Origin of the sequence: Thalassobacillus sp. B23F22_16 (genome assembly GCF_043496955.1) — a bacterium.
Taxonomy (GTDB): domain Bacteria; phylum Bacillota; class Bacilli; order Bacillales; family Halobacillaceae; genus Thalassobacillus; species Thalassobacillus devorans_A.
Window position 1 is genome coordinate 68,048 of the sequence record NZ_JBIEKD010000011.1, and the last position, 21,231, is coordinate 89,278.

The window sequence follows — 21,231 nt, forward strand, 5'->3', positions numbered from 1 at the left end:
TGAACATTTTATGAATATTTTAAGTTTTAGCAACAGCAAGAAAGGAAATGTCTATATTAGTATGTTACCAATTAATAGTGATGGAGGGTTAATATGTCAAATGGGAAAGTAAAAAACCGCTGGTTAATTGCTTTATGTGCCGTAGGCATCCATATTTCCATTGGTTCTGTCTATGCATGGAGCAACTTCACTACGCCATTGAGTGATCAATTTGGCTGGACTTCCAGTCAAGTTCAGTTCACTTTTAGTCTTGCTATATTATTCTTAGGTTTATCAGCAGCTTTCTTAGGCTGGTTTGTAGAAAAATATGGTCCGAGGGTAGCTGGGATTACAGCGGCCATATTCTTTGGGATTGGGGTTTTCGGCTCCGGGTTTGCCGTCCAGATGGAATCACTTTGGCTTCTTTACTTCTTTTATGGTGCTTTAGGCGGCATCGGACTAGGAGTCGGTTATATAGCACCCGTTTCAACGCTGGTCAAATGGTTCCCTGACCGGCGAGGCCTGGCTACCGGCATGGCAATCATGGGATTCGGTTTTGCGGCGGCTATTGCCAGTCCAGTCATGGACTTTTTGATTAACAGCGTCGGCATTGCGATGACATTCTATATTTTAGGTGCAAGCTATTTTGCCGTTATGATTCTGTCTTCTTTATATATAGAGAGACCGCCTGAAGGCTGGAAGCCAGAAGGGTTCGAAGGAGATACAGGGGAAGATAATAAAAAAGACCTTGCCTATATGAGTGCTAAGAAGTCGTTGAAAACAAAAAGATTTTATTATCTTTGGATTATGCTTTTCATTAATGTAACATGTGGAATCGCTGTCATATCAGCGGCCAAACCTTTGGCGGTGGAAAGCGTTGGAATGAGCACAGCAGCCGCAGCTACCTTAGTTGGGGTAATGGGGATTTTCAATGGTGCTGGTCGAATCGGATGGGCGAGCTTATCTGACTACATTGGAAGAGGAAATACTTATTTGATTTTTTTCATTCTGCAAATAGCCTTGTTCATCTTATTGCCTTGGACAACCGTTACGGCGCTTTTCGTTATATTCCTGGCTGTCATCTATACCTGTTATGGTGGTGGTTTTTCTACGTTGCCAGCATTCATAGGAGATCTATTCGGCACGAAAGAGCTGGGGGCAATCCATGGTTATTTGCTGACGGCCTGGGCAGCAGCAGGGTTAGTTGGACCTTCTTTTTCAGCCTGGATGAAAGACGCCACGGGAAGTTATGAAAGCAGCCTGATTTATTTTGCCGGATTTTTTGTCATCGCCTTAGTCGTATCGATTTTAACTAAATTAGATATCCGCAGATTGAGAAAAGAACAGTAATTTTACTATAAGAAGGGGATATTTCCCCTTCTTATTCTTATTTATAATTCAGGATAGTTTAAGGAAGTAGAAGGATTCAAGTATATGAAAAGTATTAAGGCTTCTGCTATAAACACATGGAGACAAGCCGATTTTTTCTAATGAAACCTTTTTCCCGCCCCAGCCGTAATAGGTAGAAACAAGGGGGAGCTTGCATGTGGTATAGGGAGAGAAGTTATTGGCTATTACCGTTGATTCTTTTGTTAATCGGCGTGGCCGTGTTGTTTACTGAAAACTTACTTAAGGTGACAGAAGCTCCGGATGAAAATATAAGCCGTGATTGGCAGCTGGGTGAAACATCAGCCAACACAAAGCCTTTCATTCATTCGGACAGTAATGGCTATACGATCTGTTATTTTTCTGATGGGTTTTTGATAGAAAGCAGGTATGATCGTGCCTGGACACAACAGTCAGAGAATCGTTTTCCAATTGATCATCAAGAATTTTCCCGGGTTTTCAACGATGGGGAAACAATGTTTTATTCTAAAGCTAATAGCCTGCATCAAGGGGTAGAGGGCGAGCTGTTTACGGCGGTTGATAAATTTTACCCCACAGAATCACATTTGTTATTTTTAAAAGATGAGCAGCTCATACAGATAAATCGTGAGACGCTGGAAACCAAAGAGGTTTTAAAACTGGACAAACCCTTCGGTGAAGTTATGGTGAAGGAGAACGATGGAGAAGTTTATACACTGATTCATAGGGCTGAAAATAACGAGTCCAAATTGGAGGTTTATCGATTACCTGAAGAAGGCCATATGCTAAAAGAGGCTGCTTATACCTTCTCTGTGGCACCAGGTGAGTCGATCCGGGAGATCGCTTTTGATATGAAAGGTGATAAACTCGGAATAGTATTGGCAACTCATCTAAGACAAGGCAGCTCAAAATATCATTATTACCTCGCTTTACATGAACTGAAAGATAGTGAGCTGGCGCTAAATAGAATTCATGCAGAAGATCCCTTTGGACCTGGCCAGTTGAACGAATGGAGCGACTTAGAACTGTCATTGACCGGCAAAGGTATAAATATCCTGTTTTCCGCCCATGGGGCTACTCAAACTACATATAAAGATGATCCAGCTTTCAATATTTATGAGATGACTATTAATGAAAGTCAATCAGGTGTTACTCGTATCAGCAATACACCGGAACGATCACAAAAGCCAACGCGGGTCGAAGAAGAAACCGTTCTTTGGATGGAGGGAACAGGGAATTACAAGGAAATTAAAGTAGCCTCAAGTGAATATGATTTTGATGAGAAGGCATCAGGCTGGAGCAGGGATGATTTATTAAAGGCTCTTGGCAAGACGCTCGCTATGTTTTCCTACGCCCCGCTCACGATATTTGTCACATTGATGTGGTATATTGGACCATTTTTATATTTGTTTATCATCATAGTAGGGTTTCATAAAGCAATAGAAGATGAGAAGAGCTGGGTGCTGTATGGTGCTTTTGCGATTTATATTGTATCGGCAGGGATATGGTATGACCTGCTGTTTACAGAACGCCTGATGAATCGTCTGCCTGTATATTTGGATTTTGCGGGAAGTTCCTTGGTATTGCTGATTGTGTTTGGTTTAATATCCTTCCTTTTAATGAAGCAGGAAGCAGTAAAGAGGGATTGGGGAGTTGTGTTGAAGTTCACTTATTTTGTGACAGTGCACATTCTTCTAATCGCCGTATTTATAGGACCATATCTCCTTTAAAATAATTTGTCAGACTAAGAGAAAGGTGGGTACCATGTATAAATATGCTCTATTATTTTTACTCATGATACTTACTGTGGCATGTAGTGAAAATGGAGAAAATCAAGAAGAGACGGAACCAAATTCTAAAACTACGCAGGGAAGCGATATGGAAATCCTGGCAAGCGAGCTGAGGTCTCCCTGGGATATCGAGGTATCAGGTGACACTTTCTATATAACAGAAAGAGCGGGAAATATAGTGACCTGGACGGAAAGTGAAGGACGGGTAAGAGAGAGTGTGAATACGAAGGAGGCAGTACATCAGCAAGGAGAAGGGGGATTGCTTGGCTTCGAACTCCGCCCGGACTTTGAGGAGTCACGAGAAGCTTTTGTCTACCATACTTATCAAAATAATGGAGAAACAAAAAATCGTGTCATTGTCATTCGTTTGGAAAATGAAGGATGGGAAGAAGTGGACGTATTGCTGGAGAATATACCTGGAAGCAGGATCCATAATGGGGGAAGAATTAAGATTGGCCCTGATCAAAAACTGTACGTAACGACAGGAGATGCGGGAAATCAACAGACAGCTCAGCAAGAGGACAGCCTGGCAGGTAAAATCCTTCGCATGAGTCTGGATGGAAGCATACCTGATGATAATCCTTTTGGTAATTCTTACGTCTATACGTCAGGTCACAGAAACCCACAGGGTCTTGCCTGGACAGAAGAGAATGAAATGTATGCCTCTGAACATGGTTCCGATGCCCACGATGAAATAAACAAAATTGAAGCGGGCAATAATTACGGCTGGCCGGAAATTCGTGGTGACGAAGAGCGGGAGGGCATGGTGACACCTATCTTCCATACCGGAACTGATACATGGGCACCCTCCGGTATCGCTATTAATGAAAGTAAGCTATTTGTAGCCAGCTTGCGGGGACAGGCTTTGCGAATAATGGACTTGAAGGCGTTAGAACCTGAGATTGTGACCGATGATTATGGGCGGATCCGTGATGTCATAATCGAAAACGATGCGTTGTTTTTTATTACGAATAATACCGATGGACGTGGGACTCCTTCAGAAGATGACGACCGCCTGGTCCGGATGAACCTTCCGTAATATATATCAGCGAGGTACCCATTGTTATAGAAAGTGCCCGGTCCAATCATAATCGATGGACCGGGCAGGGCACCTTGCCAGCATGATAGCGGATATATCTTGTTTGCCTCGCAATTAGTTATCTTCCGAAATATACTTCCCCTGGATGAAAGTCATAATGGCGAATACAATGAAAGAAATCATAAGAACCGATCCGCCGACAATGAAGAATATCAAGTTAAAAGTATCCATTCCTTCTAAAGGTTTGACATAATAGAGCCACATTCCTGCAGTCAGACCAATTGAACCGACAAATGCAGTCCAGACTTGGAAAGCTGCCATGGCGGATCTTTTCGGAATAGGGAAAACTTTATAATAGATAGCAAAAGCAAACAGTGATAACCAGCCGACCACGAGGATATGGGCATGGACAGCCCTGAACTCATAGCCGCCTGCTCCGGCCATATGCGAACCGATAAAAGCACCGATAACGGCATATATAGCAGAAACACGAATCAGAAAACGTGTACGATCCATCATTCAACCTCCTGTATGATGTAATTAGTAATATGCACATAGTGACTACCTAATTATATCGGAAGCAATCAAGGAAGAAAATATCTATCACAAGAATGTCAATTTTCCCAGAAACGTTTTATTTTTTAGCAGTTCAGATGTATTGTAAAATAAAAAGGAGAGAGAGTATGGATATAACTATGATTCATCATATCAGTCTAAAGACGAAAGATTTGAAGAAAGCGAAACAATTTTATGGAAATATACTTGGGCTGGAGGAAGAAAACAGACCGGATTTTTCATTTGCTGGAGCCTGGTACCGTATCGGTGACTACCAGCAGCTTCACTTGATTGAAGATCCTGAATTCGTGTACAATCCTGAGCTTCATATTGATACAAGGGGCAATCATGTCGCATTCCGGGTAAAAGATTTTCAGGAAACAAGCGCCCATTTAAAAGCCAGTGGAGTAGATATAAAGGAAAAGCCGGACAGCACTAGTGGTTTTGCACAAATATTCTGTTGTGATCCCGATGGTCACATTATAGAATTCCATGTCCCGCAGCAATAGAAAAAACATCAGGGAGGAATGAAATTGAAAAATATCCTAGCGGTAATTATAGCTGTGTTACTTATATCCGCCTATACACCAGTGCAAGGTGTTCAGGCTGCAGATGGCAGTGAGAATGGGGAACAGGGTTGGAATGAAATAGAACAGTTTTTTATCGTTGCGTATGAAAAGTCGAAGCAAAATTTAGAGGAGACCAACATATTGCCCCGGCTGGAAAGCCTTTATGAAACAGTTTCTGAAAAAGTAAAAGAAACGGACATTGAAACTTATCTGAACACCGCTAAAGAAAAGCTGTTATCATTAGGTGAAAATATAAAACAGGAATTCCAGCAGGGAGTGGATGACCTGAATAGTGAAAGTATTGATGAGGAGGAACTTGCAGATTCTTCTCTTATGAAAGTAATGAATGATTTCAAGGAGATAGGATTAAGCATGAAAACTCTCTTATAATCTCCACAGCTGACCTGTTTTAAGGTCGGCTTTTTTATAGTTGGCTCTTTTAAATCCCAGTTTTGTAATAAACGGACCCTTCAGGTAGTGCATAACTAAAACCTTCATCTAGACGCCTATATAAAGGACAAAACGTCTTTTTTCATTATTGATGGGCCTGTCCAAAGGGTGAGTTCGAGAACTTTTTATGGTAAGGGCGTGGGGGAAGGTTGAGACTCCTGCGGGAAAGGATAGACTGGCAAGACCCCACAGAGCTTTAGCTCGAGGAGGCTTGACGGCTTCCCCGCGGAAAGCGAATCCTTCCCCAACGCCCCTTCACTCATACAACATCTCGAAATCAAGTCTTCGACTTTTCGGCCCTTTAGTTGAATAAGTTTTTCTAAATTAGTTGCTTGAGCTATGATAGAAGAAGATATTTACATAAGGAGTGGTAGAATGGAACACCGCCTGGAAAAACTGGCGAACCAACTGAAAAGTGAAGGACTGGATGCAGCGTTTATCAATGCTAAAGAGAACTTCTTTTATTTAAGCGGCTTCCATACAGATCCCCATGAACGTTTAATCGGGCTCATGATTTTCCCGGAAGACGACCCTATAGCTGTCGTACCAGGCATGGAGAGGGCTCAGCTTCGTGAGGCCGGCTGGAAATACGAGGTGATTAGTTACGCGGACCATGAGGACCCGTGGGCTATGCTGGGTAAATCGGTTAAAGAAAAAGCTACTGACGAAATTAATATAATAGGGATAGAAAAAGATGTCCTTTCCTACGGCAGAAGCGAATTGCTGCTTCAACAGTTCCCAGAAGCAAAGGTAAAAGATATTGCTGGAATATTGAATAACATGCGGGTCATTAAGGATGCTTCGGAAGTGGAAATCATCCGCCGTGCAGCGGAACTGGCAGATTATGGAGTCCAGGTTGGAACAGAAGCATTACAGACCGGAATTACGGAAATGGAAGTTCTAGCTAAAATCGAATATGAACTGAAGAAAAAAGGTGTCAGGGAGATGTCGTTTTCAACCATGGTTTTATTCGGGGAAAAGTCTGGACAGCCCCACGGGTCCCCTGGAGACCGCAGGCTTCAAAGAGGGGATTTCGTATTATTTGATTTAGGAGTAGTGCTGGAAGGCTACACTTCTGATATAACCCGTACGTTTATCTATCAATCTGCCAGCGATCAGCAAAGAGAAATCTATGACACCGTACTAAAAGCTCAGAAAGCCTCGTTGGGAATCAGCAAGCCAGGAACGAGAATCGGCGACTTGGATCAAACCGCGCGGGATATCATTGAAGTGGCTGGTTATGGAGACAAGTTCCCGCACCGAATCGGTCATGGAATGGGCATTAATGTTCATGAGTTTCCTTCCATGAGCCATTTGAATGACGGGCAGCTGAAAGAAGGAATGGTCTACACCATTGAGCCTGGCATCTATGATCCTGCCATTGGCGGAGTCCGAATCGAAGATGATGTATTAGTTACCGACGAGGGCTATGAAACGTTAACAAAGTTCCCGAAAGAACTCCAGGTTATCGAATAGTAAAAAGCGGATTACCTTCTACGAGAGGTAATCCGCTTTTTTGTGTTACAGGGAATTAAGTTAGAGGAATATCTCCTGGTTAAGTCCAAATACAGTTTCATTAAGTAAGTAATGAAATATAAGCTTAGGCTTTTTGATTGGTTGCTGCCATCAATGCTTTGATGGTGTGGAGGCGGTTTTCTGCCTGGTCGAAAACAAAGGAATGTTTACTGCGAAAAACTTCATCCGTCACTTCCATTTCGGATAACCCGAATTTTTCATAGATTTCTTTGCCCACTTCTGTTTCTAAGTCATGAAAAGCCGGCAGACAGTGAAGAAAGATGACTTCCTGGTTATTGGTTTTTTCCAGCATCGTTTGGTTGACCTGGTAGGGGTGGAGAAGCTTGATTCGTTCTTCGAATTGATCTTCTTCCCCCATAGAAACCCATACGTCAGTATAGAGGACATCTGCTCCGGCAACGGCTTCGTCAATATTGGCTGAAACAGTCACTTTTCCCCCGGATTCCTGTGCGGTCTGTTCGGCATACTGGACAATCGATGTATCTGGAAAAAGGGCTTCAGGTGCACAAATTCGCACGTCCATCCCAACTTTTGCTCCACCAATCAACAGGCTGTTAGCCACGTTATTACGTCCATCTCCCACATACACAAAAGTGATACCCTTCAAAGAACCAAGCTGTTCTTTCACAGTCAGAAAATCTGCCAGCACCTGGGTTGGGTGATATAAATCCGTCAGGCCGTTCCAGACAGGGACTCCAGCATGTTCCGCCAGCTCTTCTACAGTCTGATGGCTGAACCCTCTAAATTCGATACCATCAAACATGCTCCCAAGAACTTTCGCTGTATCACGGACGGATTCCTTTTTCCCGAGTTGAATATCATTCTTCCCCAGGTATTCTGCGCGAGCGCCCAGGTCATTACAAGCCACTGTAAAGGCGCAGCGTGTACGAGTGGAAGGCTTTTCGAATAACATCGCAACATTTTGCCCCTCCAAGTAGCGATGGGGAATCCCTGCTTTCTTTTTAGCCTTTAAATCTTCCGCGAGATCAATCAGTTGATGTATTTCGTCCTCTGCATAATCTTTCAATGTCAAAAAGCTTCTTCCTGCCAGTGTTTTCACTGGTTTGTCAACGGTCTGTTCCTGAATCATCCATCCATTCTCCTCTCTTTTTTTTGCTTACATATTTATACCGTACTTATACAGTGACCACGATGATAAAGTAGATAGGTAAGGGTTATTGAAGAATAAATATACGATAATATGTATATTAACACATGTGTCGTTTATATGACCAGTGTTATAAGAAATGTTTTTCAAAAAAATATACGCCTCAGGTCTTAGGAAGAAATATAGCTCAGGCTCATTATGAAAGCTGGTTTTTAAAAGTAGAATGAAATCAAGATAACGGAAAGGAGGCAGGAAAAATGAAGAAGTTTATGTTATTTATTATTGGTTTGATCGCTCTGTTCGTGTTATTGGCTAATCTTGGACCGATGGTTTTGCTTGGGGTGAGCGTGTGGCTGTTGTATATCGTATTCAAGCAATTTATCAAGAGCGATTCTACAGCAGGTAAAATCGGATGGGTCATAGCCGGTCTGCTTATCCTGAGTATAGCGGTTGCGAATGTGTACGCAGTCATTGGTCTTGCTGCTGCTTATGTCTTGTATGTCATTTATAAAAAATGGCAAGAAGACAAGCTGGAGGAAGATGTAAGTTTCAGCGTTAAGCAAGACGATCCATTCACTAATTTTGAAAAGCAATGGGCGGAAATGAAAAATTATTAATTAAAGGAGAGAATAGTAATGGCTAATTTATTTACACGTATCAAAGATACTATTTCAGCTGACTTTCATGAATTATTGGATCAGAAAGAACAAAAGAATCCAATGGCTGTACTGAATCAATACTTGCGCCAAAGTGAACAGGAAACGGAAAAAGTGAGAGTATTAGTGGAACGTCAACATAAGTTGAAAGAAGAGTTTGCCCGGGAACAATTGAAAGCACAGGACATGGCTGATAAGCGGCAAAAGCAGGCAGACATCGCGAAACAGGCAGGAGAAGAGGGTATGTATGAATTCGCGATGAAGGAATACCAGGAATACCATGAGCGTGCGGAACGTATGAAAGACTCCCGACAGGAAGCAATTGAGCAATTAGTAGAATTGGAACAGAAATATGAAGATATGAAACACCGGTTAAAGGATATGCACCTGAAACGGATGGAATTGATGGGACGGGAAAATGTCGCGCGAGCTCACCATAAAATGAACCACGTAATCGAACATACATCAGAAAGCTCCTATAATCGCTTTCAGGAGATGGAGCATTACATCGACAACCTGGAATATAAAGTGAACAGTGCTTATTATCGCAATACATTCGACAGCAAAATTGCTCACCTGGAAAAGCAAATACAGGAACAAGAAAAGACTACAGCGAATCATTAAAAACATGATATCCTAAAAAGGCGCAGGCATTGCGTCTTTTTATACATAATCAACAAAAAGGAGGGAACCACTGATGCTGCAACGATTGAATACCGATACTTTAAACTGGATTATCATCATCGGTGTCCTCCTTTTTGTGCTTGAAATCGCTTTTTTTAATGGGGGACTGATCTTTTCTGTCCTCTTTTCGGGGTTACTGATGTACATGGGCTGGAAAAAATACGCTCGCTTATGGGCCAAAGTAGTGTTTTGGGTGGGAGCGGTCAGTCTAACCTTCACAATTCTTAATATGATGGCGGTGCGATTTCTGATTGTAGCAGGGCTTATATTATTTTTGGTCCATTATTCCCGCTCCAAAAAGGAAGCGGTACACCTGAAGCCAGAATGGTCGCCTGATGCCCGGGAACCTCTTTTTAAAGTGGAGCCTCTTTTTCAGCAGAAGTTTTTTGGCAACCAGCAAACGGACGATACAGCATATCAATGGAAAGATATTAATATTCACGGCGGTTTTGGTGATCGGATCATTGACTTAAGCAATACCGTTCTTCCGGTTGACGATACCGCTGTTATTTCTATTCGGCATCTGATAGGTAATATTGAAATCTATGTTCCATATGAAGTGGAAGTAAGCATTTCGCACAGTGCCGTATTTGGGCGTGCCGCTGTTTTTGATAACCCTCATACAAATCTAATCAACCAGCAGCTTGCTTACCGGACAGAAGGGTATGGAACGAAACAGCCACAGGTGAAAATCATCACTAGCGTGTTCTCCGGTAATATTGAGGTGAAGCGCATATGAATATGGTTATGCGCCAAATCTTGTCGGCAGTACTGTTTAGTATATTGATAACAATCATCATAGCAGGCACTACTTTTTTAGCTTTTCCTTTGAAAGAATGGGAGAGGTTATGGGAAGTAGAAGTGTTTGATTTTCCTTACTTAATGGTGATTGTGAGTGCCCCTCTTATTATTGGGATGATCATCGGTGTTGTCTATGGCTGGTTTTGGCGCAGAAAGCTGCATGGTATTGACAGGCAGCTGAATGAACTGGTGAAAGGACAGAAGCGATCCAAATTTGAAAATGAAACGATTCAGGAAATCACAGCTATTGAAAAGCATATTTCCCAACTGGAAGAAAAAATAAATAAACAGGTTGAACTTTCACAACGACTGGCGACAGAAAGAACGAATGAACGAGAGCAAAGTCTTCAGGAAGTAGTCATCCAGGAGCGTAACCGGCTGGCGCGTGAATTGCATGATTCTGTCAGCCAGCAGCTGTTTGCTGCATCGATGATGATGTCAGCGATAAACGAAGGAGACAATCCGGGTAACATCGCTATTAAAAAGCAGCTCGCTATGGTTGAAAAAATGATTCATCAATCCCAGCTTGAAATGCGCGCCCTGCTGCTTCATTTAAGGCCAGTAGCATTAAAAGGTAAGTCGATTCGCGAAGGGGTGGAAGAACTCCTGGCAGAACTCACGCAAAAAGTGCCGATGACAATTGAATGGAATATTGAAGATATAAAAATGGATAAAGGCGTGGAAGATCAACTTTTCCGTATATTGCAGGAATCCATCTCGAATACGTTAAGACACGCGAAAGCAGATAGACTGGATGTTTTGTTGATCGAGCGTGATGAACTGATCATTATGCGAGTTGTGGATGATGGGACCGGTTTTGATGTCGAACAGGCAAAGTCGAGTTCCTATGGTTTACAGAATATGCAAGAACGAGCGTATGAAGTGGGAGGTACGTTTAAAATAGTCAGTATTGAAGGACAAGGAACCAGGCTGGAAGTAAAAGTTCCAGCGTTAAAGGAAGGTGAGAGCAATGATTAAAGTACTGTTTGCGGATGATCATGAAATGGTTCGCATTGGTGTATCCGCTTATTTATCTGCACAGGCAGATATTGATGTGGTGGCAGAAGCGGATGATGGCGGGGAAGCGGTGGAGTTAGCTTTACGTTTAAAGCCTGATGTTATACTGATGGACCTGGTCATGAAAGAAATGGATGGAATTGAAGCTACCAGGGAAATCATCGCTGGCTGGCCAGAAGCTAAAATAATCATTGTTACCAGCTTCATTGATGATGAAAAGGTATACCCGGCGCTTGAAGCGGGAGCGACCAGTTATTTACTGAAAACATCAAAAGCGGAAGAGATTGCTTCAGCAATACGTGCTACCTATGAAGGGCAATCGATTCTGGAACCGGAAGTGACGGGGAAAATCATGAGCCGGATGCGTAATCGAGTAGAGGACTCGCCACATGAACAATTAACAGGGCGGGAAATGGAAATTCTGCTTAAAATAGCGGAAGGGAAAACGAATCAGGAGATCGCGGACGAGTTGTATATCGCTCTTAAGACGGTAAAAGTCCACGTCAGCAATATTCTTGGTAAACTGGAGGTACATGATCGAACGCAAGCTGTCATTTACGCCTTTAAGCATGACCTCGTCAAATAAATTCGGAGAAGGGGAGAGAGTATGAAGCATATACCAGTAGCCGTTCAAATGTATACCTTAAGAAATGAAAGTGAACGAGATTTTTCCGGCACCCTAAAAAAGGTAGCGGAACTTGGTTTTGACGGAGTGGAGTTCGCAGGATACGGAGATTTAACCGTACAGGAAGTTAAAAGTCTTTTAGATGAACTGAGCCTCCAGGCCGTATCTTCGCATGTACCGCTGGAAGAATTACAGGAGAACTTACCTAAAGTCATAGAGGAGCAAAAAATATTGGGCAGCCAATATATTGTAGTTCCGTTCCTGCTGCCCGAGCAACGAAACGAAGCCGATTACCGGTCTCTGATACCATTTTTACAGCGAGCAGGAAAGACCTGTCGGGAAGAAGGCATTACACTTTGCTACCATAACCATGATTTTGAGCTCGATCGTTTATCCGACGGCAGAATGGCACTGGAAACGATTTTTGATGAAACGAATCCTGAGGAGTTACATATAGAGCTCGATATTTACTGGCTGAAAAAAGCAGAGGAGAATCCGGTAGATTGGCTGACACGCTATCAAGGAAGGGCGCCGCTTGTTCATTTGAAAGATATGACGAATGATGATGAGCAGTTCTTCGCGGAGCTCGGAACTGGAGGCGTCGATATAGAAGCAGTTCTTGCGGCAGGGGAAGAAACAGGAGTGAAGTGGTGGATTGTTGAACAGGACGAGAGCCGGCGTTCGCCGTTTGAGAGCCTGGAGATCAGTATGAATTACTTAAAAAATAAATTACCATATTTGAATGCAAAATAAGGTGATAAGGAGGAGCTTCCTTTTGGAGGAGGCTCTTTTTTATACTTTAAGAATGTTTAACTTTTTTAAAGATAAGAAAATCTAAGGCTTTCGCCATAAGTACTTTGCGATAAGCTAAGTTTTTTTAATGTTTAGTAATAGGATCGCAGTAAGCCGGGAAGGAATGTAGACAGGGGAGATAAGCTTGAAATATTTCAATTGATTGACAGTATCTCAAATCTGAGATAAAATTATCTCAAATTCGAGATATTTACAGGAGGAACTGCAATGAAATTATTAGGTCTGCATCATGTTTCGCTGTTGACCGGTAAAGCAGAAGAGAACTACCGTTTTTATACAAAAGTATTAGGGATGCGTCTCGTCAAAAAGTCCGTCAACCAGGATGATACCCAGTCTTATCATTTATTTTACGGAGATGCGAAAGGTAACCCTGGCACAGAGGTGACGTTTTTTGATATACCGATGTTGGGAAGGACCCATCCAGGAGTGTCCAGTATATCGTCCACCTCACTTAGAGTTAAAGACACGGCATCCTTGCACTTTTGGAAAAAGCGATTGGAAGAGAAGCGTATCAAGCATGGAGAGATTATAAAGCGAGCAGGAAGAGATACACTGACTTTGGAAGATACAGAAGGGACAAAAATTATATTAGTGGCTGATAACGGTGAAACGGGAGTAGAAGCTGGAGAACCTTGGGAAACTGAGGAGATACCGGCACAATTTGCTATTGTCGGTCTCGGTCCTGTCACATTGACGGTCGCCGAAATAACGCCGACGGCAGAGGTACTCACCAGCCTGATGGGATTTACTCATGTCGGCTCCTATCCATCTCTTGTCAGTGAAAACCTTCCCGATATCGAAGTTTATGCAACCGGAGAGGGTGGAGCTGGAGCAGAGGTCCATATCGAAACCCGTCCTGAGCTGCCAAAAGAACGACTTGGCCGCGGCGGGGTCCACCATGTAGCCTTCCGCGTCCCAAATGAAGAAGAGTACGATGCCTGGGCAGAACGTATCAGACAGGCACGTGTACCTAACTCAGGAAAAGTGGATCGCCATTACTTCAAAGCGCTTTATTTCAGGGAACCAAATGGTATTTTATTTGAGCTATCCACTGATATGCCAGGTTTTGATGTGGATGAACCGCTCGAAGCGTTAGGGGAAAACCTTTCTTTACCGCCATTTTTAGAGCCGGAAAGAGAAGAGATAGAATCGAAGCTTCGTCCGCTTGAATTAACTTAAAAGGGAAGGGAACTATGTCATTGAGGCTGGTTCCCTTTCTTCTTAACTGCCCTTTTTCGCCCCCATACATAAAGGAGTAATCCAACGATCGCCATTCCTAATTCAACAAAATAAAGATTGCCATATCGAATGAGGTTCCAAAAAAATATCCCGCCAAAGACAATCAACAGCATTTGCCCAATTCCTTTTAATAAATAAGTACCCATTTCATAACCCTCCCAGTATTAGCTTATCCACTAAATAATTGTAAGGCAATGCTTCTTATAGATACAATTGTACGCTTGCTTATTTAATAAGTTGGGAATACTGGTAATAGCATAACCGGAAGGGGTGAGTCCCATGGAATGGAAAAATCAATTGGCAGGTAATTTGAAATGGTCTGCTGATATCTCTAATCGACAGCAAAAGGAAATAGTGGCCGAGCAAGTAGCAGCACATGTAAAAGATGGACAAGTCATTGGAGTGGGTTCTGGTTCAACCTCCTTTCTGGCTATCCAGGCAATTGCCGATAAAGTGAAAAAAGAAAATTTATCGATTACAGCTATTCCTACATCAATTGAAGTGGCTTTAAGCTGTGCGCGATTGGGGATCCCGACCACGACATTAACGGAAGCGCGGCCGGACTGGGGATTTGATGGTGCTGATGAAGTAGATTCCGAATTTAATTTGATAAAGGGACGCGGAGGCGCGATGTTTGCTGAAAAGTTAGTGATGGCAAGCTCCCCAAAAACGTTTATCCTGGTTGACGAAAGTAAGTTCGTCGACCGTCTCGGCCATAATTTTCCGGTTCCGGTTGAGGTTGATCCACGAGCCATTCATCTTGTCGAAACAAAGCTTCAGGAAATGGATGTCACAGCAGTCGGTCTGCGGATGGCTAAACATAAGGATGGGCCTGTCATTACGGAAGCGGGGAATATGATACTTGAGGTCAGATTCAACCATATCGGATTGACAACAGAGGTGGACTTAAATGCTATACCTGGAGTAATAGAAAACGGTATCTTTTTCAATTACCCGGTGGAAGTGCTCTCCAATTGAGCGAAGCTCATCAGCAGCGGCTGATGAGCTTTTTATACGTAAGAAAGTTTAACAATAACAACTAACAACTAAAGTGCCGAGGATAACATGGTAAACTATAATAAACAGGGAAAAGGGAGGAGTATCTAAAGTGAAGTATGAGGATTCAAAGGCAAAGGAAAAGGTACATACAGATTTTCGGGAAAAGATGACTTATGGAGAGTACCTCGATCTTGATAAGCTGCTAGATGCCCAGAATCGTTTATCCGACCACCATGATGAAATGTTGTTCATCGTTATCCATCAAGTCAGTGAGCTTTGGATGAAATTGATTCTTCATGAATTGCGGGCTTCCATTGAATCTATACGAGGAGGGGACCTGCAGTCAGCCTTTAAAATGCTTGCCAGAGTTTCGAAAATCCAGACCCAGATTATCCACGCCTGGGACGTATTATCGACCTTGACACCTGCAGAGTACATTCAATTTCGTGATCAACTGGGCCAGGCTTCCGGATTTCAGTCCTATCAATACAGGATGATTGAATTTGCTCTCGGGTATAAAACCCCCCATGTATTGAAAATTTATGAAAAGAATCCAGAGCTCCACGGAAAATTACAGGAGGCGTATGAAGCGCCAAGCATATATGACGCAGCAATAGAAGCACTTGCCAAAGCTGGGCTGGACATCAATCCTGCATTAGTCAATCGTGATTTTACAGAGACCTATCATGGAGACGAGACGGTGGAAGCTGCCTGGACAAAGGTATATGAAAATGTAGAAAAATACTGGGATCTATATCAACTGGCTGAAAAGCTGGTAGATATCGAAGATTGGCTTCAGCAATGGCGCTTCCGTCACATGAAAACGGTGGAGAGGATTATTGGTCATAAAACTGGTACAGGCGGCTCATCGGGAGTAGGTTACTTGAAAAAAGTACTGGACCACCGATTTTTTCCAGAATTATGGGATGTTCGAACGAATTTGTGATAGAATAGGGAACTTTTCTAGTGGATTTCAAAAAAAATGTCGATTAATATTACAAACATGTTACAATAAGGTTGCTCACTATTAACGAATAGAAGGGTAACCTGACTATGAAACAAATAACTGTATTACTAATTATGCTTGTTTTAATGACTGCCTGCTCTTTTTCACAGGCAAGTTCAGGGGAAGAACAAGCGTTATCATCCAATAAGGAAAAAGAAATAAAACTGAATATATCGATAGAATCAATCATTGAAGAATACGATGAGTACCGGTTAGCTGTCCATTATCCTCAGACCTCCAGTGATCAGTTGAATCAAGTGATCATGGATTATGTGAAAAAGAGCATTGCTAAATTCAAGCAGGACAGTTACCAGTTGAAACAAGAGAAAAAGGGCGATATTCCCCATGAACTAAACATTGATTATGATATTCTTTATAAATCGGGGGAGATTGTCAGCATTACTTTCAATGAAGTGGTTGATTTAGGGGGCGAGTATCCATCTGTGGATACATCGGTCCTTAATTTTGACGTGAGTAATGGGTTGCGCTTGAAACTGGATAGATTATTTAAAAGTAACACTGATTATGTAGATAAGCTGTCAGAACATGTCTCAGACCAGCTGCTTGCCCATGAAAAACTGGGAACCTCGTTTGATGAAGCGTGGGTAAAACAAATCGCTTCACCCGACGAAGCTAATTTTGATGTGTTTTCACTGGACAGTCACGGCATGAATTTTTATTATCCAATATCGTCTGGTGAAAATTCGTGCGAATCAGTCGAAGTGACCATACCATTAAACAAACTTGAAGGACTTATGAAGGACAGGTATATGGAAGCATTGAAAAAGTATCGTACAGAGCTTCCAGTTAAAAAGCTGAATGTTAAAGCGGAAGGTGCTCCTGTGGCGGCCGACCAGGTGCTGATGAATGAGAAAAAGAAGCAGATTGCTTTAACCTTTGATGATGGCCCCCATCATTCCATTACAGAACGGATTTTGGAAGTATTAGATAACTATGAAGCAAAAGCAACGTTTTTTGTCTTAGGAAACAGGCTCACTTATTATCCCGAACTGATCAGCCAAGCTGCGTCTGCAGGACATGAAATTGGTAACCATTCATGGAATCACCGTCAATGGAGCCGACTGAGTGACGCTGCTATCGAAGAACAGCTCCAGAGAACTGCTGATAAAGTAGAGGAATTGACCGGTCACCAGCCAAGTGTTATTAAGGCTCCTTATAATCGTGGAAAGCGGGAAATACAAAGAATTACTGGACTTCCTGTCATCGAGAATAGTCATGACATAGAAATTTGGCGTTTATCAGAAGAAAAGGCGATTATTAACGAAGTGATGAAGCACACGGAAGACAGAGCAATTATTTCTTTGCAGGAGGTCTCACCTCATATGCAAGAAGTGATTGAACCACTAATAAAGCGTCTGACCGAGGAAGGGTTCCAACTGGTAACGGTAAGTCAGCTGTTGCAGGAAAAACAACCGGAAATAACAGGACAACCAACTCTGTCGTCATGGCGCCCATAAAAAAGAGCAGCAAGCCTGAAGCTTGCTGCTCTTTTTTTATCCTGCGGCCTGTTTTTCATAGATTTTTTCGTAGAACTCCGCATGTTCCGTCTGAAAAATTTGTACTAAATCTTCTACCATGGCACTGGCTGTTGGCAGCTTTCCTGCGCCTGGACCAGTCAGCGTGATTGTGCCTACGATATCACTTGTAATTGCAAGTGCATTATCGACACCGTCAATATGATGTAATGGGTGGGTAGGAGAGAGTAACACTGGGGAGACTTCCGCTATGATGTCATTCTCCTCTTTTTTAATGACTCCAATATGCTTATACTTTTTATTTTCTTGTTTTGCATGATTTATATCTGCTTCTGTCAGACCATTGATCCCCGTTTTTCTCACGTTCAGCCAGTTGGGCTGCTCTCCATAGATCAGTTGGCTGAGAATCATCAATTTATTAAAAGCATCAGTACCATCTATATCATGAGTTGGATCGGCTTCGGCATACCCTTTTTCCTGGGCTTCTTTCAAAGCAGTATCAAAATTAATAAAACGGTCGTTCATTGCCGTTAAAATGTAGTTGCTGGTGCCATTGAGGATTGCTTCTACTTTTTCTATCCGATTCACCTGAAGCAGCTGATCGATTGTACGGATGATTGGTGTACCGCCTGCAGTAGTTGCCTCAAAGCCGATATGCACTTTGTTTTCCCGGGCTGTTTCAAGCAATTCTTTGGCATGCCTCGCAAACATCATTTTATTCGCCGTAATGACATGGATGCCCTTATTCAACGATCTTCTTGAATAGGTTAGCGCTGGTTCTTCACCAACAATCGCTTCGAATACCACATTCAAATCAGGAAGAGAGATGATTTCTTCAAAATCAGTTGTAACAAGAATGTTTTCCGGCAAGTTTCTTTGTTTCACAGGGTTTTGGACAAGAACAGCTACAATTTCTACTTCCTTACCCAGGAGGAGGCGGAACCGCTCTTGATGCTGATGAATCACTTCCTGTATTCCCTGGCCGACTGTGCCATACCCCAGCAGTGCGGCTTTGATTTTTTGCATAGTTATCCTCCTTAATATCAGCCGGGGTGCTGATTCCCCGGCTGTTTTTGAAAATACGAACGCTTGATAAGGGCCTTATAGCGTAAGGGCTACATCGGAGTGATCCGTCGCTTGTCGTAATGTGACGGCACGTTCGTATAAATTCTCCCCGGTAATCGTTTCTGGTCCTTCTTCTAAAGTGACGTCTTCATTCTCTTTCACCCAAACCAATGCAGGAGCCAGTTGAGCAACTTCCTCCCGGTTATTTCTTATTTCAGTGGCAGACTCACTGTAAACAATATCAACTTTAGTATCGAGCAGCTCGTCTTTTTCTGATATATCTTTCACTTGGAAGCCTAGACGTTCCAATTTCTTGATTTCTGATTTACCCGTTTCAGAAAGTTCTCCTGTCGTGACAATCACACGTCTTCTCAAATCTCCATTTTCGCGATCCAGCGAGGAACCGAGAACAGATTGGACAGTATCTTTTGCATTCTTGGGAGCAGGTGTTTCCGCTCCTGTTGCTAATTCAATTGCCTGATCCAGTTCGGCAAGCAGGTCGGTGGTAGATTCCAGACCAATGGATAAACGGATCAATTCTTCAGTAACACCCGTTTTCTCAAGGTCCTGGGCGCTTAGCTGCTGGTGTGTCGTAGAAGCAGGGTGGATGATCAATGACTTGGCATCGCCGACATTGGCAACATGTGACCACAAGTTGATGTTATCAATCATTTTCCGACCGGCTTCTCGTCCACCCCTGATACCAAATACAACAATAGAACCTGCACCATGGTTCAAGTACTTTTTGGCCAGGTGGTGGGTAGGGTGGCTTTCAAGACCAGGATAGTTCACCCATTCGACTCCATCATGTTCCACTAGATGTTGTGCTACTTCACGCGCGTTTTGTGTGTGCTGCTTGATGCGAAGGTGGAGGGTTTCCAGACCTTGCAGTAACAGGAATGCGTTTTGTGGGCTTAGGCAAGCACCGATATCCCTAAGCAGCTGTACACGCAGTTTGATGGCGAAAGCCAATGGGCCGACATCATAGGCATAACGAAGTCCGTTGTAACTTTCATCAGGTTCCGTGAAGCCTGGGAACTTGCCGTTCGTCCAATCGAACCGGCCACTGTCTACCACTACGCCGCCGATGGTGGTACCATGACCCCCAATCCATTTAGTAGCCGAGTGAACGACGATATCTGCTCCCCATGATATCGGTTTGCAAATATATGGAGTAGCAAACGTGTTGTCGATAATGAGTGGGATACCATTTTCATGAGCGACATCTGCCACTGCTTCAATGTCCAATACATTCAAACTCGGGTTGCCAATGATTTCAGAAAAAACAGCCTTCGTATTTGGCGTAATAGCTTTTTTGATATTTTCCGGGTCAGTACTGTCGACGAAATTAACTGTAATGCCATAGCGCGGCAAAGTATGAGTGAATAAATTATACGTCCCACCATACAAGTTGGTGGACGCAACAATTTCATCACCGGCAGAAGCGATATTAAGAATGGCCAACGTGATCGCAGCCATTCCGGAAGAAGTAGCTACTGCAGCAGCACCATCTTCCAGCAAAGCGATTCGTTGCTCGAAAGCATCGACAGTCGGGTTCATGATTCGGGAATAAATGTTTCCTGGCTCAGCAAGACCAAACAGGTTTTTAGCGTGCTCCGTATCACGGAATACATAGGAAGTAGTTTGATAGATTGGAACGGCACGGGAGCCGGTCGAAGGGTCGACTTCCTGTCCTCCGTGTAATAATAATGTTTCCGGGTTGTATTGATTGAATGGTAGACTCATTAATATTCCTCCTTGAAAATTGTAAATAATCGATTTGGATGTAAAGGTATTCCACGCAGAAACAGTGGGGGAAAGATTTCGAAGGGAAAACAAAAAGCCCTCTTCCTAAGAAGAGGGCGTATATACGGTCCTCCTCTTATCTTTCAGATCCACAGATCTGTAGGAATTAGCACCTTTTCAAGCAATGCTTGATGGTTGCCGGGCATCGTCGGGCCTAGTCCCTCCGCCGCTCTCGATAAGAGATTCGATTGGTTGTTGCAATATTTATGCTTGCTACGTATTCTAGATGATTACAAATTTAAAGTCAAACAATTTTTTATTTTTAAGAAAGATTCTCTATTAAATCTTAGTGCTGATTTAACATTGGGAAAGGATAGGCTGGCAAGACCCCACAGAGCTTTAGCTCGAGGATGCTTGCCGTCTTCCCCGCGGAAAGAAATTAATGCGTAATCACCTTGGGAGACACGACACGCATAAGCAGAACATCAAAAGGGAAGTGATTTTTCTTCCCGTTGATGGACTGCTTATGTCGCGAGTGTCTAGGTGATGGAGCTGGAAAGCGAATCCTTCCCCAACGCCCCTTCTACTCATACAACATTTCGAAATCAAGTCTTCGACTTTTCGACCAGGAAAGGCTTAATGGTAATTTATAGAGCGGGCGATGTTTTGCTGTACAGGTTAGTGGGAACAGGA

At 42.9% G+C, this 21,231-nt stretch carries 21 protein-coding genes and 1 riboswitch; of the genes, 16 read left to right on the forward strand and 5 right to left on the reverse strand.

The window, feature by feature from the left end; translation table 11 throughout:
- Positions 1-93: 93 nt before the first annotated feature.
- From ACGTNI_RS10470 to ACGTNI_RS10480, 3 genes are all read left to right on the forward strand, one after another.
- The gene (locus ACGTNI_RS10470; protein ID WP_085506397.1) at positions 94-1,329 is read left to right on the forward strand and encodes an L-lactate MFS transporter; all 1,236 of its coding nucleotides are present in this window, start codon (positions 94-96) and stop codon (positions 1,327-1,329) included.
- A gap of 194 nt (positions 1,330-1,523) precedes the next feature.
- Positions 1,524-3,074, forward strand: a complete 1,551-nt coding sequence (locus ACGTNI_RS10475) for a hypothetical protein (RefSeq protein WP_394462177.1) — start codon at positions 1,524-1,526, stop codon at positions 3,072-3,074.
- A 34-nt stretch (positions 3,075-3,108) separates the two neighbouring features.
- The gene (locus ACGTNI_RS10480) at positions 3,109-4,173 is read left to right on the forward strand and encodes a PQQ-dependent sugar dehydrogenase (RefSeq protein WP_394462179.1); all 1,065 of its coding nucleotides are present in this window, start codon (positions 3,109-3,111) and stop codon (positions 4,171-4,173) included.
- 114 nt (positions 4,174-4,287) lie between these two features.
- Here the strand turns inward: ACGTNI_RS10480 and ACGTNI_RS10485 are convergent, their stop codons facing one another.
- Positions 4,288-4,689, reverse strand: a complete 402-nt coding sequence (locus ACGTNI_RS10485; RefSeq protein WP_085506394.1) for a hypothetical protein — start codon at positions 4,687-4,689, stop codon at positions 4,288-4,290.
- A gap of 167 nt (positions 4,690-4,856) precedes the next feature.
- Here ACGTNI_RS10485 and ACGTNI_RS10490 point away from each other — a divergent pair, with 167 nt between their 5' ends.
- The 3 genes from ACGTNI_RS10490 (at position 4,857) to ACGTNI_RS10500 (ending at position 7,223) form a co-directional block, all read left to right on the forward strand.
- Positions 4,857-5,237, forward strand: a complete 381-nt coding sequence (locus ACGTNI_RS10490; protein ID WP_394462181.1) for a VOC family protein — start codon at positions 4,857-4,859, stop codon at positions 5,235-5,237.
- A gap of 24 nt (positions 5,238-5,261) precedes the next feature.
- On the forward strand, positions 5,262-5,687 hold the full coding sequence (locus ACGTNI_RS10495; protein WP_394462183.1) for a hypothetical protein: 426 nt from the start codon (positions 5,262-5,264) through the stop codon (positions 5,685-5,687).
- Positions 5,688-6,122: 435 nt separating this feature from the next.
- Positions 6,123-7,223 carry a M24 family metallopeptidase gene (locus tag ACGTNI_RS10500; protein ID WP_394462184.1) on the forward strand — a complete coding sequence of 367 codons (1,101 nt, stop codon included), beginning with the start codon at positions 6,123-6,125 and terminating at the stop codon, positions 7,221-7,223.
- Positions 7,224-7,347: 124 nt separating this feature from the next.
- On the opposite strand, the gene argF is transcribed toward ACGTNI_RS10500, so the two are convergent.
- On the reverse strand, positions 7,348-8,373 hold the full coding sequence (gene argF / locus ACGTNI_RS10505; protein ID WP_394462186.1) for an ornithine carbamoyltransferase: 1,026 nt from the start codon (positions 8,371-8,373) through the stop codon (positions 7,348-7,350).
- 275 nt (positions 8,374-8,648) lie between these two features.
- Here argF and ACGTNI_RS10510 point away from each other — a divergent pair, with 275 nt between their 5' ends.
- From ACGTNI_RS10510 to ACGTNI_RS10540, 7 genes are all read left to right on the forward strand, one after another.
- Complete coding sequence (locus tag ACGTNI_RS10510) at positions 8,649-9,008, forward strand: lmo0954 family membrane protein (protein ID WP_394462188.1); 360 nt, start codon at positions 8,649-8,651, stop codon at positions 9,006-9,008.
- 18 nt (positions 9,009-9,026) lie between these two features.
- Positions 9,027-9,671, forward strand: a complete 645-nt coding sequence (locus ACGTNI_RS10515; protein ID WP_394462190.1) for a PspA/IM30 family protein — start codon at positions 9,027-9,029, stop codon at positions 9,669-9,671.
- Positions 9,672-9,744: 73 nt separating this feature from the next.
- The gene (gene liaF, locus ACGTNI_RS10520) at positions 9,745-10,470 is read left to right on the forward strand and encodes a cell wall-active antibiotics response protein LiaF (RefSeq protein ID WP_085506387.1); all 726 of its coding nucleotides are present in this window, start codon (positions 9,745-9,747) and stop codon (positions 10,468-10,470) included.
- Positions 10,467-11,510, forward strand: coding sequence for a sensor histidine kinase (locus tag ACGTNI_RS10525; RefSeq protein WP_394462192.1), 1,044 nt, complete (start codon positions 10,467-10,469; stop codon positions 11,508-11,510). The genes liaF and ACGTNI_RS10525 overlap by 4 nt, the downstream gene beginning before the upstream one ends.
- On the forward strand, positions 11,503-12,135 hold the full coding sequence (locus tag ACGTNI_RS10530) for a response regulator transcription factor (protein WP_394462194.1): 633 nt from the start codon (positions 11,503-11,505) through the stop codon (positions 12,133-12,135). Before ACGTNI_RS10525 ends, ACGTNI_RS10530 begins: the two co-directional genes overlap by 8 nt.
- A gap of 21 nt (positions 12,136-12,156) precedes the next feature.
- Positions 12,157-12,927, forward strand: a complete 771-nt coding sequence (locus ACGTNI_RS10535) for a sugar phosphate isomerase/epimerase family protein (protein WP_394462195.1) — start codon at positions 12,157-12,159, stop codon at positions 12,925-12,927.
- Between the two features lie 267 nt (positions 12,928-13,194).
- Complete coding sequence (locus ACGTNI_RS10540) at positions 13,195-14,166, forward strand: ring-cleaving dioxygenase (protein ID WP_394462197.1); 972 nt, start codon at positions 13,195-13,197, stop codon at positions 14,164-14,166.
- Between the two features lie 17 nt (positions 14,167-14,183).
- On the opposite strand, the gene ACGTNI_RS10545 is transcribed toward ACGTNI_RS10540, so the two are convergent.
- Positions 14,184-14,372: a hypothetical protein gene (locus tag ACGTNI_RS10545; protein WP_394462199.1), complete on the reverse strand. Its 189-nt coding sequence runs from the start codon at positions 14,370-14,372 to the stop codon at positions 14,184-14,186.
- Between the two features lie 133 nt (positions 14,373-14,505).
- Between ACGTNI_RS10545 and rpiA the strand changes: the two genes are divergently transcribed.
- The 3 genes from rpiA to ACGTNI_RS10560 all read left to right on the forward strand — a co-directional run bounded on the left by rpiA (position 14,506) and on the right by ACGTNI_RS10560 (position 17,709).
- A complete protein-coding gene (gene rpiA, locus ACGTNI_RS10550) occupies positions 14,506-15,204 on the forward strand; it encodes a ribose 5-phosphate isomerase A (RefSeq protein ID WP_394462201.1) in 699 nt (232 codons plus the stop codon).
- 130 nt (positions 15,205-15,334) lie between these two features.
- Positions 15,335-16,171, forward strand: coding sequence for a tryptophan 2,3-dioxygenase (gene kynA / locus ACGTNI_RS10555; protein WP_394462203.1), 837 nt, complete (start codon positions 15,335-15,337; stop codon positions 16,169-16,171).
- 107 nt (positions 16,172-16,278) lie between these two features.
- Positions 16,279-17,709, forward strand: coding sequence for a polysaccharide deacetylase family protein (locus ACGTNI_RS10560; protein ID WP_394462205.1), 1,431 nt, complete (start codon positions 16,279-16,281; stop codon positions 17,707-17,709).
- A 36-nt stretch (positions 17,710-17,745) separates the two neighbouring features.
- Here the strand turns inward: ACGTNI_RS10560 and ACGTNI_RS10565 are convergent, their stop codons facing one another.
- Together ACGTNI_RS10565 and ACGTNI_RS10570 are read right to left on the reverse strand one after the other, a co-directional pair.
- Positions 17,746-18,753, reverse strand: a complete 1,008-nt coding sequence (locus tag ACGTNI_RS10565; RefSeq protein WP_394462207.1) for a homoserine dehydrogenase — start codon at positions 18,751-18,753, stop codon at positions 17,746-17,748.
- 75 nt (positions 18,754-18,828) lie between these two features.
- The gene (locus ACGTNI_RS10570) at positions 18,829-20,538 is read right to left on the reverse strand and encodes an O-acetylhomoserine aminocarboxypropyltransferase/cysteine synthase family protein (RefSeq protein WP_394462209.1); all 1,710 of its coding nucleotides are present in this window, start codon (positions 20,536-20,538) and stop codon (positions 18,829-18,831) included.
- Positions 20,539-20,671: 133 nt separating this feature from the next.
- A riboswitch (SAM riboswitch) is annotated at positions 20,672-20,780 on the reverse strand.
- Positions 20,781-21,231 lie beyond the last annotated feature (451 nt).

Excerpts from the sequence above, each read along its gene's own strand:
- ACGTNI_RS10565 (WP_394462207.1), bottom strand. The coding sequence starts at position 18,753 with ATGCAAAAAATCAAAGCCGCACTGCTGGGGTATGGCACAGTCGGCCAG.
- ACGTNI_RS10540 (WP_394462197.1), top strand. The coding sequence starts at position 13,195 with ATGAAATTATTAGGTCTGCATCATGTTTCGCTGTTGACCGGTAAAGCA.
- ACGTNI_RS10530 (WP_394462194.1), top strand. The coding sequence starts at position 11,503 with ATGATTAAAGTACTGTTTGCGGATGATCATGAAATGGTTCGCATTGGT.
- ACGTNI_RS10560 (WP_394462205.1), top strand. The coding sequence starts at position 16,279 with ATGAAACAAATAACTGTATTACTAATTATGCTTGTTTTAATGACTGCC.
- ACGTNI_RS10470 (WP_085506397.1), top strand. The coding sequence starts at position 94 with ATGTCAAATGGGAAAGTAAAAAACCGCTGGTTAATTGCTTTATGTGCC.
- liaF (WP_085506387.1), top strand. The coding sequence starts at position 9,745 with ATGCTGCAACGATTGAATACCGATACTTTAAACTGGATTATCATCATC.
- ACGTNI_RS10490 (WP_394462181.1), top strand. The coding sequence starts at position 4,857 with ATGGATATAACTATGATTCATCATATCAGTCTAAAGACGAAAGATTTG.
- ACGTNI_RS10515 (WP_394462190.1), top strand. The coding sequence starts at position 9,027 with ATGGCTAATTTATTTACACGTATCAAAGATACTATTTCAGCTGACTTT.
- argF (WP_394462186.1), bottom strand. The coding sequence starts at position 8,373 with ATGATTCAGGAACAGACCGTTGACAAACCAGTGAAAACACTGGCAGGA.
- ACGTNI_RS10545 (WP_394462199.1), bottom strand. The coding sequence starts at position 14,372 with ATGGGTACTTATTTATTAAAAGGAATTGGGCAAATGCTGTTGATTGTC.
- ACGTNI_RS10475 (WP_394462177.1), top strand. The coding sequence starts at position 1,524 with ATGTGGTATAGGGAGAGAAGTTATTGGCTATTACCGTTGATTCTTTTG.
- ACGTNI_RS10480 (WP_394462179.1), top strand. The coding sequence starts at position 3,109 with ATGTATAAATATGCTCTATTATTTTTACTCATGATACTTACTGTGGCA.
- ACGTNI_RS10500 (WP_394462184.1), top strand. The coding sequence starts at position 6,123 with ATGGAACACCGCCTGGAAAAACTGGCGAACCAACTGAAAAGTGAAGGA.
- ACGTNI_RS10510 (WP_394462188.1), top strand. The coding sequence starts at position 8,649 with ATGAAGAAGTTTATGTTATTTATTATTGGTTTGATCGCTCTGTTCGTG.
- ACGTNI_RS10570 (WP_394462209.1), bottom strand. The coding sequence starts at position 20,538 with ATGAGTCTACCATTCAATCAATACAACCCGGAAACATTATTATTACAC.
- ACGTNI_RS10535 (WP_394462195.1), top strand. The coding sequence starts at position 12,157 with ATGAAGCATATACCAGTAGCCGTTCAAATGTATACCTTAAGAAATGAA.
- ACGTNI_RS10525 (WP_394462192.1), top strand. The coding sequence starts at position 10,467 with ATGAATATGGTTATGCGCCAAATCTTGTCGGCAGTACTGTTTAGTATA.
- ACGTNI_RS10485 (WP_085506394.1), bottom strand. The coding sequence starts at position 4,689 with ATGGATCGTACACGTTTTCTGATTCGTGTTTCTGCTATATATGCCGTT.
- rpiA (WP_394462201.1), top strand. The coding sequence starts at position 14,506 with ATGGAATGGAAAAATCAATTGGCAGGTAATTTGAAATGGTCTGCTGAT.